This window comes from Microbacterium sp. nov. GSS16 (genome assembly GCF_028198145.1).
Taxonomy (GTDB): domain Bacteria; phylum Actinomycetota; class Actinomycetes; order Actinomycetales; family Microbacteriaceae; genus Microbacterium.
The window spans coordinates 2,583,920-2,597,314 of sequence record NZ_CP116338.1; the positions used below are offsets into that span (position 1 = coordinate 2,583,920).

The following is a 13,395-nucleotide window of genomic DNA, read 5'->3' on the forward strand; positions in this document are numbered from 1 at the left end:
GGCTCTGCCCGACAGACTCATGACGGCAGAGCTTGCTGAGAGGGTCAGATGCAGGCAGAGCCTGCTGAGAGGGTCAGCCGCGGAGACTCTGCTGACAGACTCAGCCCAGCAGGCTCATCGGCTTCACGAGGTCTGCCACGATCAGCAGCGCGCCCATGCCGATCAGCAGCACCGCCACGACCACGGTCACCGGAACGAGCCGGGTCGCGTCGACGGGCTTCGGAGCCGCGCGCCCGGTGATCTTCGCCCACGCGCGTCTGACGCCCTCCCAGAGAGCGACGACGACGTGCCCGCCATCGAGCGGCAGCAGCGGAATGAGGTTGAACACGAACAGCGCGATGTTCAGCGCCGCGAGCAGGTTCATCAGCACGACAAGGCGGTTCAGCACCGGGGCATCCGTGGCGGCCACTTCGCCGGCCAGACGACCGACGCCGACCACGCTGAGCGGACCGTTCGGGTCGCGCTCGGCCCCCGTCACGAGAGAGGCGCCGACGTTCCACAGCTTCGCGGGCAGGTTGACCACGAGAGAGGCGACGGCCCCGGTCTGCTGCAGCGCGAGCTCAGGACCGGTGGCGATCGGCTGCGGCACGTACTCGCTCTGCGCGAAGATGCCCGCGTACCCGACCGTGCGCGTGACCGGCTCGCCCTGCTCGTCGAGAACCGCGCGGCCCTCGGCATCCACCTCACCGCGCTCCGCGGCCACCGGTGTCAGCGTCAGATCCACCCGCTGACCGTCGCGTTCGACGACGAGATCCAGCGGCTCGCCCGGCGAGCGCTGGATGATCGCGGAGGCCTCTGCGAAGGTGTCGACCCGCTCGCCTTCGACGCTGACGAGCACATCGCCCGCCTGGACACCCGCCTGCGCCGCGGGTGCGGCAGGGTCATCCCTCTCGCAGCTCTGCTGCGTCGTGCCGGCGGGAAGAACGCATTCGGTCACCGACGCGACGGTCGTGCTGGCCTGCTGGATGCCGATCCCGGATGCCATGATCGTGAAGATGGCGATCGCGAGCACGAAGTTCATCGCCGGCCCGCCGAGCATGATGATCACGCGCTTCCAGACCGGCAGGCGGTAGAAGACGCGATCCTCGTCGCCGTCTGCGATCGTCTCGTCGTTGGCGGTGCGCGCATCCTGCACGAGGGAGGCGAACAGACCGCGAGCGGGGGTGCTCTTCGCCGACGGCGGGTACATCCCCGACATCGATATGAAGCCGCCGAGCGGCAGCGCCTTGAACCCGTACTCCGTCTCGCCGATCCGCTTCGACCACAGCCGCGGACCGAAGCCGATCATGTACTGACCGACGCGTACGCCGAACAGCTTCGCGGGCAGCAGGTGCCCGACCTCGTGCAGGCCGATCGACAGGCCGAGGCCGATCAGCATGAACACGACGCCGCCCAGGTACAGCAGGATCTCCACCCGACCACGCTAGTGGCAGGTCTGAGGAATCCCCTGGATCCCCCGAACGCCGGGGGCGACCGGGCCGCGTGAGATCATGGACGGGATATGACCACGACATCACTGCCCCCTGTGCTTCGTCCGGCCGACCCACCCCGTCGTGCGCTGACGGAGCTGGCCGACCGCTTCGCCCGAGACGTCCGGGGTGACATCGACGGCGTTCAGCTGAGCGGCATCACCCTCGCCACCGCCGACCTGCGCGCGGGTGAGGCCTTCGTCGCCATCCAGGGCGTCAATCGCCATGGTGCCGAGTTCGCGCAGATCGCGGCAGAGCAGGGCGCGGTCGCGGTGATCACCGACGAGGCAGGCGCGCAGATCGCCGCCCCGGCCGGCCTGCCGGTCGTCGTCGTCGACGACCCGCGCGGGGTACTGGGTGCGCTGAGCGCCTGGGTGTACGGCACCGGGGCGGGCGACCCGCTGCCGCTGCTGTTCGGCACGACCGGCACCAACGGCAAGACGAGCGTGTCGCACCTGCTGCAAGGGCTGCTGGATCAGATCGGTGTCGTGTCGGGTCTGTCGTCCACGGCGGAGCGTCACATCGCGGGCGAGGTCATCGTGTCGCGTCTGACGACGCCCGAGGCATCCGAGATGCACGCCCTGCTCGCCCTCATGCGCGAGCGCGAGGTCGAAGCCGTCGCCGTCGAGGTCAGCGCGCAGGCCCTGTCGCGCCACCGCGTCGACGGGATCATGTTCGACGTCGCCGGATTCACCAACCTCTCGCACGACCATCTCGACGACTACGCCGACATGGAGGAGTACTTCGAAGCGAAGCTGCCGCTGTTCACTCCGGAGCGCTCGCGTCGCGCGGTGGTGAGCGTGGACTCCGCTCCCGGAGCCGTCGTCGTCGAGCGCGCCACCGTCCCCGTCGTCACCGTCGGCACGCCGGCGATCGCGGCCGATCCCGATGCCGCCTCACGCGCAGACTGGGTCGTCTCGATCGACGACGAACGCCCCAGCGGCACCGCGTTCACGCTCACCGGTCCTGCCGGGCGCACGCTGTCGACCGTCGTGCCGGTGATCGGACCGCACATGGCGGCCAACGCCGGACTCGCGATCGTCATGCTGCTGGAGGGCGGGTACGACTGGGAGCGCATCACCGACGCGCTCGAGCGCGACGGGCACATCGTCGCACACCTGCCCGGGCGCACCCAGTTCATCTCGGGCGAGACCGGCCCGGCCGTATACGTCGACTTCGGGCACTCCCCCGACGCATTCGAGAAGACGCTCGCCGCCGTGCGCCGAGTCACCCCGGGCAAGGTGCTCATGCTGTTCGGCGCCGACGGCGACCGCGACGCCACCAAGCGCTTCGACATGGCCCGCACCGCGGTCGAGGGCAGCGACATCCTCGTGGTCACCGATCACCACCCCCGCTTCGAGGATGCCGCGTCGATCCGCGCCACCCTCGTCGAGGGCGCGCGTCGCGCACGACCGGATGCCGAGATCCACGAGGTGTCTCCTCCGGAGGACGCGATCGTGACCGCCGTCGGGCTGGTCGGCGAAGGGGATGCCATCCTCTGGGCCGGGCCGGGGCACCAGGACTACCGCGACATCCGCGGAGTCCGCACGCCGTACTCGGCCCGCGAGCTGGCCCGCCGGGCGCTCATCGCCGCCGGCTGGCCGACGCCCGAATCGCACTGGCCCGTCCCCTACGCCGACTGAGCTCCCCTGCGCCGACTGAGCGTCGGGCATCGGGGCATCTGCGCTGGCTCCGGCCGATCAGGACGCGGCGATCAGGGCATCCGCTTCTGCTCGTGCCCAGGCCTCGGCCTCGGCGAGCGCCTCGATGGTCAGCTCGTCCGGCGCATCGTGGGCATCCACGACCCGGCGCACGGTGTCGACGATGCCGAGGAACGTCAGCCGCCCCTCGTGGAAGGCGTGCACAGCCTGCTCGTTGGCGGCGTTGTAGACCGCCGGGAACGTGCTGCCGGCGCGACCGACCGCCTTCGCGAGGGTGACGGCGGGGAACGCCTCGTCATCGAGGGGCTCGAACGTCCATGACGTCGCGGTCCGCCAATCCAGCGGTCGGCCGACGCCGCCGACACGGTGCGGCCAGTCCAGGCCGAGCGAGATCGGCAGGCGCATGTCGGGCGGAGAGGCCTGTGCGATGGTGGAGCCGTCGACGAACTCGACCATCGAGTGCACGATCGACTGCGGATGCACGACCACCTCGATGTCGTCGTAGGGCACGTCGAACAGCAGATGCGCCTCGATGACCTCGAGCCCTTTGTTGACGAGCGTGGCCGAGTTGGTGGTCACCATCCGCCCCATGTCCCAGGTCGGATGCGCGAGCGCCTGCGCGGGCGTCACGTCACCCAGCTCGGCGCGCGAGCGACCGCGGAACGGCCCGCCGGATGCCGTGACGACGAGCCTGCGGACCTCGCCACGTGTGCCGGCGCGCAGCGCCTGGGCGAGGGCGGAGTGCTCCGAGTCGACCGGGACGATCTGATCCGCCGCCGCCGCCGCGCGCACCAGCTCACCGCCGACGATCAGCGACTCCTTGTTGGCGAGAGCCAGCGTGCGTCCTGCTCGAAGGGCCGCGAGCGTCGGCCCGAGGCCGATCGATCCGGTGATCGCGTTCAGCACGACATCGGCGTCCACGTCGCGCACCAGCTGCTCGGCTTCGACAGCGCCGAGAGCGGTGTGCTCGACCTGGAACTGCTGTGCCTGCTCGGCGACCAGCTCGGCGTTGCTGCCCGCTGCGATGCCGACCAGCTCGAACCGGCGCGGGTTCGCGCGGATCACATCCAGCGCCTGGGTGCCGATGGAGCCTGTGGAGCCGAGGACGATGACGCGACGCATGCCGTCAGCCTATGCGAGAGGGCGGCGACCCTGTCGGATCACCGCCCTCTCGTTCAGCGGATCACTGCGCGGCGGGTGCGTGCTGCGTCGCGAGGATGTCGATGACGAACACGAGGGTCTTGCCGCCGAGCTCGTGGCCCTCCGGGTCGTCGCCGTAGGCGAGAGCCGGAGGGATGACGACGAGCACCTGGGATCCGACCTTCTGTCCGGCGAGCGCCTGTACGAATCCGGGCACGTAGGTGTTGCCAGGTGCGGCGTACGGCGCGCCCTTCGACCACGACGAGTCGAAGCTCTCGCCGCTCTCCCAGTCGACGCCGTAGTACTGCAGCAGGGTGGTGTCGCCGTCGGCGACCTCGGGCCCGTCGCCCTGCTTGAGCACCGAGATCTTCAGCTCGTCGGGGGCGTCGCCGGCGGGGACGGCCACATCGGGCTCTCCGTCCTTGGCGAGCTTGACGGTCGGCATCCCGTCGACCGGCTCCTGCTTCGCGCCCCACGCGGCGGTGGGCACCTTGTCGAGCACGTCGATGATGTACAGCTGCGACTCTGCGCCGTCGGAGGCGGGCAGCGCGAACGCGACGCGCGTGCCGACCGGAGAGCAGCCGACCGCCTCGGCGAGCGCCTGGTTCGCCAGCGCGTCCTGCGGAAGCAGCTCGCCCTCGGTGTAGCCGATGTCACCGAGGTGGTCACCGGTCTTGGAATCGAAGGCGCTCATCGCGTAGGCGATGTAATCGCCTTCCCCGACCTTCTCGCCCTCGCCCTCGGAGATGACCGTGCGCTGCACGTCATCGACCTTCTGATCCTTCGCGACGGTGATCTTCGCGGGCTGACCGAACTCGCCGCTGACGTCGACGCTGTCGGTGAGCGCGCCGGGCGCGGCGACCTGCGCGCAGACGTCGGCGCCGCCCTTCGAATCGGCGGACTTCGACTCGTCCTGTGCTCCGGAGCAGCCGGTGAGCAGCAGTGCGGTGACGGCCACGGTGGACGCAAGGGTGAGGGGGCGCAGACGCAAAATGAGACCTCGGTTTCGCGGAACGGGAAGATCCCATCCTGACGCACCGTGCTTTGCCGTCCCTGAGTGCCCGACCCGCACGCCGTCATTCCGCGGCGGGCATGCGCCGGAAGATAGGCTCTTCCGGTGAGTTCTGAGCAGCCGGCGATCCCCGCGGATCCCGAACCCGAGACGCCGCGGCACCGATCCCCCCGCCAGGCCGGTTTCAAGTACAAGGTCGGACGGATGCTCGCGGCTTCCGTGGCGCGGGTCGTGTACCGGCCCCGCATCGAGGGGCGCGAGAACGTGCCGCTCACCGGCGCGGTGATCCTCGCCAGCAATCACCTGTCGTTCATCGACTCGATGGCGATCCCGATCGCCGCTCCCCGCCCCGTGCACTTCCTCGCGAAGTCGACCTACTTCGAGGGCACCGGGCTCAAGGGCGCCATCTCGCGCGACTTCTTCACGTCCGTCGGGGCCATCCCCGTGCGCCGGGGGGCCGGCCAGGCCGCTCTCGACGCGCTCGACCAGCAGCGCCAGCTGCTCGACGACGGCCTTGCCGTCGCCCTGTATCCCGAGGGCACCCGGTCTACGGACGGCCGGCTGTACAAGGGACGCACCGGCGTGGCCTTCCTGGCCCTGCAGACCGGGGCTCCCGTCGTTCCCGTCGGCCTCATCGGCACCGACAGGATGATGCCGAAGGGCGCGAAGATGCCGTCGCTCAGCGAGCGCGTCACTGTGCGCTTCGGCACCCCGATCGACGTGTCGACGCACGGCCCGGCGACGAGCGGACGGGCTCGCCGACTCGCCACCGACGAGATCATGGCCGCCATCCACGCCCTCAGCGGGCAGGAGCTCGCGGGCGTGTACAACGAGCCGCCCGCGCAGACCCCGATCGAGAAGATCAGGCAGGCGCTCCCCCACGAGCGCCGCTGAGCTCAGGCCGGCGCGGGCGCCACGATGACCGTCGCCTCATGATGCACGGGGAAGTTCACCGAGTTGGCGATGAAGCACCACTCGTGTGCGGTGTGGTGCGCCCTCCTGGCCGCGTCGAGCATCGATTCGTCGGCCACCTGCACTCGAGGTCGCAACGTCACCTCTGTGAACGCACCCCCGCCCCGGCCGTCCTCGCGCATCACTCCCGTCGCGTCGTCGCGGTAGTCGGTCACCACCACACCCGCGGTGACGCACGCATGCAGGTACGACAGCAGGTGGCATTCCGACAGGGCGGCCAGAAGCAGGTCCTCCGGGTTCCACCGGCCGGGGTCGCCGCGGAACGGCTTGTCTGCCGAGGCGAGCAGGTCGGGTTTGCCCTGGATGCCGATCGTGACGTCTCTGGTGTAGTCGCGGTAGCCGCTCGTGCCGGTGCCGCGGTTTCCCGTCCAGGTGGTGGTGAGCGCGTAGTGGTGTTCGCCGAGCGGGGCCATCGCGCCATTGTGCCATCCGGCGGCGCATTAGGCTTGTGTGGTGCTCGAGACTCTCACCATCGCTGACGCCGTCGAACTCGCGATCGTGGAGCGCAACGGCTTCGTGGAGTCCCGCCATGCGGGCGCCGCGGTCGTGCTCTCCCCCGAAGGGGAGGTCATCGCACAGCACGGCAATGCCGAGGCCCTGATCCTGCCGCGCTCGAGCCTGAAGCCGCTGCAGGCGATCGCCAGTGTGACGGCGGGTGCGACGCTGGAGGGCGAGCAGCTCGCGCTCGGCACAGCCAGCCACAGCGGCACGGATCGGCACGTGGAGGTCGTGCGCGAGATGCTCGCCGCCGGCGGGCTCAACGAGGACGACCTGGGCTGCCCAGCCGCATGGCCCTCTGACTCGACGGCACGGCGCGACATGCTCCGCGATCACGCCGACAAGGCGCGGGTGCGGATGAACTGCTCGGGCAAGCACGCTCTGATGCTCCGCGCCTGCGTCGCGACCGGGTGGCCGACCGAGGGATATCTCGACACCGCGCACCCGCTGCAGGTGCACATCCGCGATGTCGTCGAGCGCCTCGCCGGCGAGAAGATCGCCCACACGGCGATCGACGGGTGCGGCGCGCCGGTGCACGCCATCACTCTGCTCGGTCTCGCGCGGGCGCTCCACCGGATCGGCTCGGCCTCCGAGCGCTCCCCGTTCGCCCTGCACCGGGTCGCCGGCGCGCTCGTGCGGGCCGTGCGCGAGAACCCGTGGACGATCGCGGGACCGGGCGAGCCGGACACCATCGCCATCGAGACGCTCGGCGTGTTCGCCAAGCACGGCGCCGAGGGCGTGATGGTCATGATCGCCCCCGACAACACGACCGTTGCGCTGAAGACCCTCGACGGCAGCAGCCGCGCATCGGCGATCGTGGCCGCGACCCTGCTCGCGCGCACGGGAGCGCTCACCGAGGCGGACGTCGCCGCTCTCGCGACGGCGCTGCCGCTCGACGTGCTCGGCGGCGGTCAGCCCGTAGGCATGATTCGTCCCGGTTCCGGCATCTGACGCCCCCGCTCGTCACATCACCCGCACGCGCCTCGCGCGGCCTCCTGCCACCACCGCCCACGCCCTGCCCTCGTGGAGCCTGGCGAACGGCGGAGTATCGCGCACCCCGGCGAGCTGGCGCAGCTCTGTGGCGCATTCGGCCGCGATCACGAGTTCGCCTGCGGTGCGGATGCTCTGCAGCAGCGACCACTGCGCACGCCACTGCTCGGGATCGCCGACGATCACCCGCGGCGAGCCATCGGCATCCGGGGCGTCCGCCGCGGCATCGCGCTCCGCCAGGGTGATCACCCGGCATCCGGGGTTCGCGTGTGCGAGCGACGCGCGGGTCTCGTCGACCGCCGATGTCACGACCCCCGCGGTCGAGCGCTGCGGCCGCCAGGTCGCGCCGCCGCGAGCGCGCGTGCCGGCCCCACGCCCGCTCGTCCCAGCGACCGGATCCGCCCAGCACAGCTGCACGTCACGGCCGTCCACCCATCCGCGGCCAGCCGGGCGATGCGGATCGAACCCGGCGGACTCTCCGCCGGCGGCGATGTGCTCCACCCTGCTGCCCAGCCGCAGCAGCGCTCGGTGCGTCACGCCGTCGAGCAGCCGGCCGACCGGACCCGACGCCCGCGACACGGTGATCACGGCACCCGCCGGGGCCCGGAGGATGCGCTCCCAGCGGCTGACGAACAGCTGCGCGTGCTCGGCCGGGTACTGAGCGAACAGCACATCGAGATCATCGCAGAGGACCATTCCGTGGCGGCCCGACGACAGCTCGGCGACAGCATCCCACGCCTCCTCCGCGTCCACCGGGATGACGACCGCATCCGGGACCTGGGAGTGCACGGCGCGGATCAGGGTGCTCTTGCCCGAGGACGGCCCGCCGATGACACCGAGCCCTTCACCGGCTGCAAGACGCACCCACGGCTGTCTCTGCTGCTCGGGCTCGTCCGCCCTGCCGAGCACGACGCCGCCGCGCTCGCCACCGCTGCGGTCGGCGGGCACGTCGATCATGCGGGGCAGCGGCGGCAGCCAAGGGCTGGCCGGCGTCTCGACTCCCGCCCACCGGCGCGCCACCGTCGCGAGGTCGTGCGGTGCGGTCAGCGCGACGCGCATGGCCTGCGGCTCGACGTCCTCCGGTCGTCGCACGTAGGCCAGCCCGCGCGACGCCGGTCCGCCTGGCAGCTCGGCAGCGGCCTCCGATCCGATCACCAGGCGGCTGTCGGCGGGTTCGGCCACGCGCAGGCTCAGCCGAAGCGGACAGTTCGCCGCCAGGGCATCCCGGATCACGCCGCCCGCGCGCTGCGTGCCGAGAACGAGGTGCATGCCCAGCGCACGGCCGCGGGCGGCGACATCCGTGAAGATCTGCGCGAGATCGGGATGCTCCTGCACGAGGGCGGCGAACTCGTCGACCACGATCACGAGCCGCGCGAGCGCGGGGAACGCGGCCACGTCCCGCGCACCGGCTGCGGCCAGCGCCGCCTCCCGGCGACGCAGCTCGGCGCTGAGGCTCCCCACACCGCGTCGGGCGCCGGCCGCGTCGAGATCGGTCACCACCGCGACGACGTGCGGCAGGGCGCGCAGCGGATCGAACGCGGTGCCTCCCTTGAAGTCGATCAGCACGAACGTCACCTCCTCGGGTGCGTGCGCGGCCGCGATCGCGGCCACCCAGCTGGTCAGCAGCTCGCTCTTGCCCGTGCCGGTCATGCCGGTGACGATCGCATGCGGCCCGTCGTCGACGAGATCGACGAGCACGTCGCCCTGCGCGCCCCGCCCGAATCGGGCGAGGAGCCGGCCGTCTCCGCCGGCCCCGGCCTCGAGCTCCCCGAGCGTCACGGCATCCGGGAGCCGAGCGTCGTCCTCCGACCGGCTGACGGCTCCGACGGCGACCATGCCGATCTGCTGCTCCGAGACCGCCTCGAGGGACAGATCCCGCAGCCCCTCCGCGGTTCGCGCCACCGCCCGGGATGGCGCGATGCACTCGAGTACGGTCGTGACGCCCTCCGGTGGCTCCTCCCCCGGCAGCCGAATGCAGATGACCGCATCGGCAGGTTCTGCTCCGTCGCCGACCCTCAGCCGGAATCGCGCGCTGCGTCGATCGACGTGCGGGAAGCCGCCGAGCCCCCAGTCCGAGACTCCGGGGCCGTGCAGGCTCAGCTCCGAGGTCCCGAACCGCAGGCAGAGCTGCGCCACCAGTGCCCGGACGACGGCGGTCGCGACCGGCCGGGGCGCGCGCACGCACACTCCGCCGCCGAGCTCGACGATGATCGGGGCGTCGGCGAGTTGCTCGGCGCGCTCGCGGAAGGCGCGGGATCTCTCGTCGTCGCCGCCCGATGCGCGCACCCGGCTCGCGCTGCGCCCTCGCCCGATCACGAGCTCGGTGGCGGCGCTCAGCCGCGCGCCGCCGCGCAGCGGCGGGTCGAGCAGGCATCCGGCCACGTCGGGTGAGCGATGCCAGAGAATGCGGTGCTCCTGCTCATGCAGGCGCACAAGCTCGTCTTCCGCGCGCTGCCACGCCGCATCGGATTCGCCCTCCGCCTGCCGACGCGCTCGGCGCCGCGATCGCGTGCCGTCGAAGAAGGAGGCGAGCAGCATGAGCGGGCCGAGAGCGGCGAAGCACAGTGCGAACAGAGATCCCGTGATCAGCCACAGCACCACGCCGGCGATGACCGGGACGATGGCGGCCAGCAGCGGGAGCGGTGGTCGCGTCGGCTGTGCGGGAGCTGCGGGCAGGACGATGGTCGTGGCATCCATCCGCCCATCTCAGCGCATCGCGGCGGCCCGATCGGACCTGTCCACAGGCCCGATCGGCTCAATCCTCGATTGCGGGTTCTGTGGAGGAGGACTCGTCGGCGGCGGTCGAGCGCCCCGTGGCGGTCTGGTCGTCGGCGCCACCGGTGAAGCGCACGTTGAGCACGATCAGCGTGACGTTGTCTCGTCCGCCGTTCTCGAGCGCGGCGTCGACCATCGCGTTGACCGCATCTGCGGGCTCGGCGTTCTCACGCAGGAAGTGCAGGATGCCGTAGTCGGTGAGCTCTTTGGTGAGGCCGTCGGAGCAGATGATGAAGCGGTCGCCGTCGACGACGTCTATCGCGACGTAGTCGGGTGATACGAGCTCGTTCGCCCCGACCGCTCGAGTGATGACGTTGCTGTACGGGTGGGCGTCGGCCTCTTCCGGGCTGATCTTGCCCGAGGCGATGAGCTCCTGCACGACCGAGTGATCGGTGGTGACTTGGATCAGGCGGCCTTCGCGCTCGAGGTAGACCCGCGAATCGCCGATGTTCAGCGAGATCCAGCGCCAGCCGTCCTCACCGCGATCCAGGTACACGCCGGTGAGGGTCGTTCCGGTGCCCTCATCGGTCGTCTCGGGATGGCGGTGGATGTCATCGACGGCGAGCTGAAGGGCGGCGACGATGCGCTCGTCGTCGATCGGGCCCGCGTCGACCATGTCGGAGAGCCGATCGACGGTGGCCTGGCTGGCGATCTCCCCACCCGCGTGCCCGCCCATGCCGTCGGCGACGATGAACAGCGGGTACTTCGCGAGGAAGGAATCCTGGTTGTTCTCGCGGCGGCGGCCCCGGTCGGTCACGCCCGCCCAGGTGAGCTCGAGGTCATCGCTGACGCGGAAAGTCTGCGTCGTGGTCTCAGGCACGTGGGCTCTCCATAAGGCGGTGCGGCGGCCGGTCGGCCGCAGGATTCATGATCATCGTAGTGGCGCCGTCACATCCGGTCGCCAGGGTCCTCGGGCAGCGGGAACAGTGCGTCGATCTCGGCCAGGTCGTCCGCCGACGGCGTCCAGGCGTCGGCGGCGGCGGCGTTCGCCTCGACCTGCTCGGGTGTCGTCGCCCCGGCGATCACGCTCGAGACGGCGGGCTGTGCGAGCAGCCATCCGAACGTGGCCTGAAGCATCGTGATGTCGCGCTGATCGCAGAAGGCCTGGTACTGCTCGAGAGCGTCCCAGGGGGCATCCGCCCAGATATGCTGACGCGTCTGCATGATCCGGCTGCCCGACGGTCCGCCCTCGCGGGTGAACTTGCCGGTGAGCAGCCCGTTCTTCAGCGGGAAGAACGGGAAGAAGCCGAGATCGTAGCGGTCGACTGCAGGCAGCACCTCGCGCTCGGAGGCACGCGCCAGCAGCGAGTAGTGGTTCTGTGCGGAGATGAAGCGCCCGGTCGAGCGGGCGCGGGAGGTGAGCTCGGCCTCGGCGATCTGCCAGCCGGTGAAGTTCGAGTGCCCGTAGTAGCGGATCTTGCCCTCGTCGACGAGCTCGTCGAGGGCGTCGATCGTCTCTGCGATCGGCGTCTGCGGGTCGGGCAGGTGCAGCTGGTACAGGTCGATCCAGTCGGTGCGCAGACGGCGGAGCGAGTGCTCGACAGCGTGCCGGACGTATCGGCGCGATCCGCGACCACCCGGGAAGTCGTAGCCCATATCGCGCTCGTGACCGAACTTGGTAGCCAGCACGACGCGCTCGCGGCGTCCCTCGAGCGCCTCGCCCATGAGCTCTTCGCTTCGGCCCGCGTCGGCGCCGTACATGTCGGCGGTGTCGAAGAAGAACACGCCGTTCGCGAGCGCGGCGTCGATCACCTCGCGGGTGCCGTCGAGCGTCTCGGTCACGGTTCCCGCACGCCCGAAGTTGTTGCAGCCGAGACCGGCGGCGGATACGACGAGTCCGGATGCGCCGACGCGACGCTGCGAGGTGACCATATGTCCACACTATCGGGGCGACGGACGTGCCCGGACCGGCGCGGCGGTCGGGTGACGCCATCGCGACGGCAGATGCGCCCGGATCGGCGGACGTGCGGCGCACAGACACGACAGAGCCCCCGACGAGGTCGGGGGCTCTGCGCTATCGGTTCAGGGACGCGGCTGCGACGGGTCCTCCGGGTCTGCCGGGGGCGCAGGAGGCACGGGAGGTGCGGCCGGAGGCGCTGCCGGCGGGGCGGGAGGCGCGGGAGGGGTCGCCGGCGGCGGCACCGGCGCGCCCGGTGCCGGCGGAACCGGCGCTGCGGGATTGACCGGAGCGCCATAGCCCGGCTGCTCGTCGCCCGGCTGGGCCGGCTGCCCGTAACCGGGCTGCGCCGGAGGGGCGTAGCCCTGCGGGGCGGGAGGCGTGTACCCCTGCGGGGCAGGCGGCGCGTAGCCCTGCGGCGCGCCCCAGGCGGCCGCCGGGGCTGCGTTCTGGCCGGGCTGCACGGGGACGCCGTCCCAGACAGTGCGGTCGGCGAGGAAGCCGTTGCCGGCCCACGGCGCGGGCGCGATGTTCGGGTTCCAGCGTGAGCGGTCGAACGCGGCGATGCCCATCCACACGATGTTCAGCAGCACGAAGAGGATGACCCAGGCCGCTTCCTTCTGCAGCTTGAGCCCCACGCGCCAGCCCGCCATCGCGAAGAGGGCGGTGAAGACCAGACCGAAGATGCCGCCGATGCCCGTCCAGGAGAGCAGAAGCGTCGCGCCCAGCGTGTACAGCACGAGCCAGGGGCTCATGTCGCCGAGCTTGAAGAAGATCATCTCGCGGTAGACCGGTACCCAGGCGCGCCACTTACCGACGACGCCGGCCTTCTCGAAGATCTTCATCATGAAGATCGACGAGATGACGTACATGATCGGCCCGACGATGAACAGCAGCACCGTCACCAGGCCGATGATCGCAGCGAAGGCGGTGTAGTCGCCGTAGTCGCCATATCCCATGAATGAACCAGTCTCTCGTAGA

Annotated in this window: 11 protein-coding genes; 3 read left to right on the top strand and 8 right to left on the bottom strand. The window is 70.8% G+C overall.

What is annotated here, in order from left to right; genetic code table 11:
* Window positions 1–100: 100 nt before the first annotated feature.
* Entirely contained in the window at window positions 101–1,414 is a 1,314-nt protein-coding gene (locus PGB26_RS12325; RefSeq protein WP_271637919.1) for a M50 family metallopeptidase, read from the bottom strand.
* A gap of 87 nt (window positions 1,415–1,501) precedes the next feature.
* Between PGB26_RS12325 and PGB26_RS12330 the strand changes: the two genes are divergently transcribed.
* The gene (locus PGB26_RS12330; protein WP_271637920.1) at window positions 1,502–3,112 is read left to right on the top strand and encodes a Mur ligase family protein; all 1,611 of its coding nucleotides are present in this window, start codon (window positions 1,502–1,504) and stop codon (window positions 3,110–3,112) included.
* Window positions 3,113–3,169: 57 nt separating this feature from the next.
* Here the strand turns inward: PGB26_RS12330 and dxr are convergent, their stop codons facing one another.
* Both dxr and PGB26_RS12340 read right to left on the bottom strand, forming a co-directional pair.
* Window positions 3,170–4,252 (bottom strand): 1-deoxy-D-xylulose-5-phosphate reductoisomerase, encoded by a 1,083-nt coding sequence (dxr, locus tag PGB26_RS12335; RefSeq protein WP_271637921.1) that lies wholly within the window; start codon window positions 4,250–4,252, stop codon window positions 3,170–3,172.
* 61 nt (window positions 4,253–4,313) lie between these two features.
* Complete coding sequence (locus PGB26_RS12340; protein ID WP_271637922.1) at window positions 4,314–5,228, bottom strand: FKBP-type peptidyl-prolyl cis-trans isomerase; 915 nt, start codon at window positions 5,226–5,228, stop codon at window positions 4,314–4,316.
* Between the two features lie 159 nt (window positions 5,229–5,387).
* Between PGB26_RS12340 and PGB26_RS12345 the strand changes: the two genes are divergently transcribed.
* Window positions 5,388–6,176 carry a lysophospholipid acyltransferase family protein gene (locus PGB26_RS12345; RefSeq protein WP_442922986.1) on the top strand — a complete coding sequence of 263 codons (789 nt, stop codon included), beginning with the start codon at window positions 5,388–5,390 and terminating at the stop codon, window positions 6,174–6,176.
* Between the two features lie 2 nt (window positions 6,177–6,178).
* On the opposite strand, the gene PGB26_RS12350 is transcribed toward PGB26_RS12345, so the two are convergent.
* The gene (locus PGB26_RS12350; protein ID WP_271637923.1) at window positions 6,179–6,667 is read right to left on the bottom strand and encodes an OsmC family protein; all 489 of its coding nucleotides are present in this window, start codon (window positions 6,665–6,667) and stop codon (window positions 6,179–6,181) included.
* Window positions 6,668–6,707: 40 nt separating this feature from the next.
* On the opposite strand from PGB26_RS12350, the gene PGB26_RS12355 reads away from it, so the two are divergent.
* Entirely contained in the window at window positions 6,708–7,703 is a 996-nt protein-coding gene (locus PGB26_RS12355; protein ID WP_271637924.1) for an asparaginase, read from the top strand.
* A 12-nt stretch (window positions 7,704–7,715) separates the two neighbouring features.
* On the opposite strand, the gene PGB26_RS12360 is transcribed toward PGB26_RS12355, so the two are convergent.
* From PGB26_RS12360 to PGB26_RS12375, 4 genes are all read right to left on the bottom strand, one after another.
* Window positions 7,716–10,439 carry an FtsK/SpoIIIE domain-containing protein gene (locus PGB26_RS12360; protein WP_271637925.1) on the bottom strand — a complete coding sequence of 908 codons (2,724 nt, stop codon included), beginning with the start codon at window positions 10,437–10,439 and terminating at the stop codon, window positions 7,716–7,718.
* 58 nt (window positions 10,440–10,497) lie between these two features.
* Window positions 10,498–11,337: a PP2C family protein-serine/threonine phosphatase gene (locus PGB26_RS12365; RefSeq protein ID WP_271637926.1), complete on the bottom strand. Its 840-nt coding sequence runs from the start codon at window positions 11,335–11,337 to the stop codon at window positions 10,498–10,500.
* Window positions 11,338–11,405: 68 nt separating this feature from the next.
* Entirely contained in the window at window positions 11,406–12,389 is a 984-nt protein-coding gene (locus PGB26_RS12370; RefSeq protein ID WP_271637927.1) for an aldo/keto reductase, read from the bottom strand.
* A 150-nt stretch (window positions 12,390–12,539) separates the two neighbouring features.
* The gene (locus PGB26_RS12375) at window positions 12,540–13,373 is read right to left on the bottom strand and encodes a large exoprotein (RefSeq protein ID WP_271637928.1); all 834 of its coding nucleotides are present in this window, start codon (window positions 13,371–13,373) and stop codon (window positions 12,540–12,542) included.
* Between the last annotated feature and the right edge of the window lie 22 nt (window positions 13,374–13,395).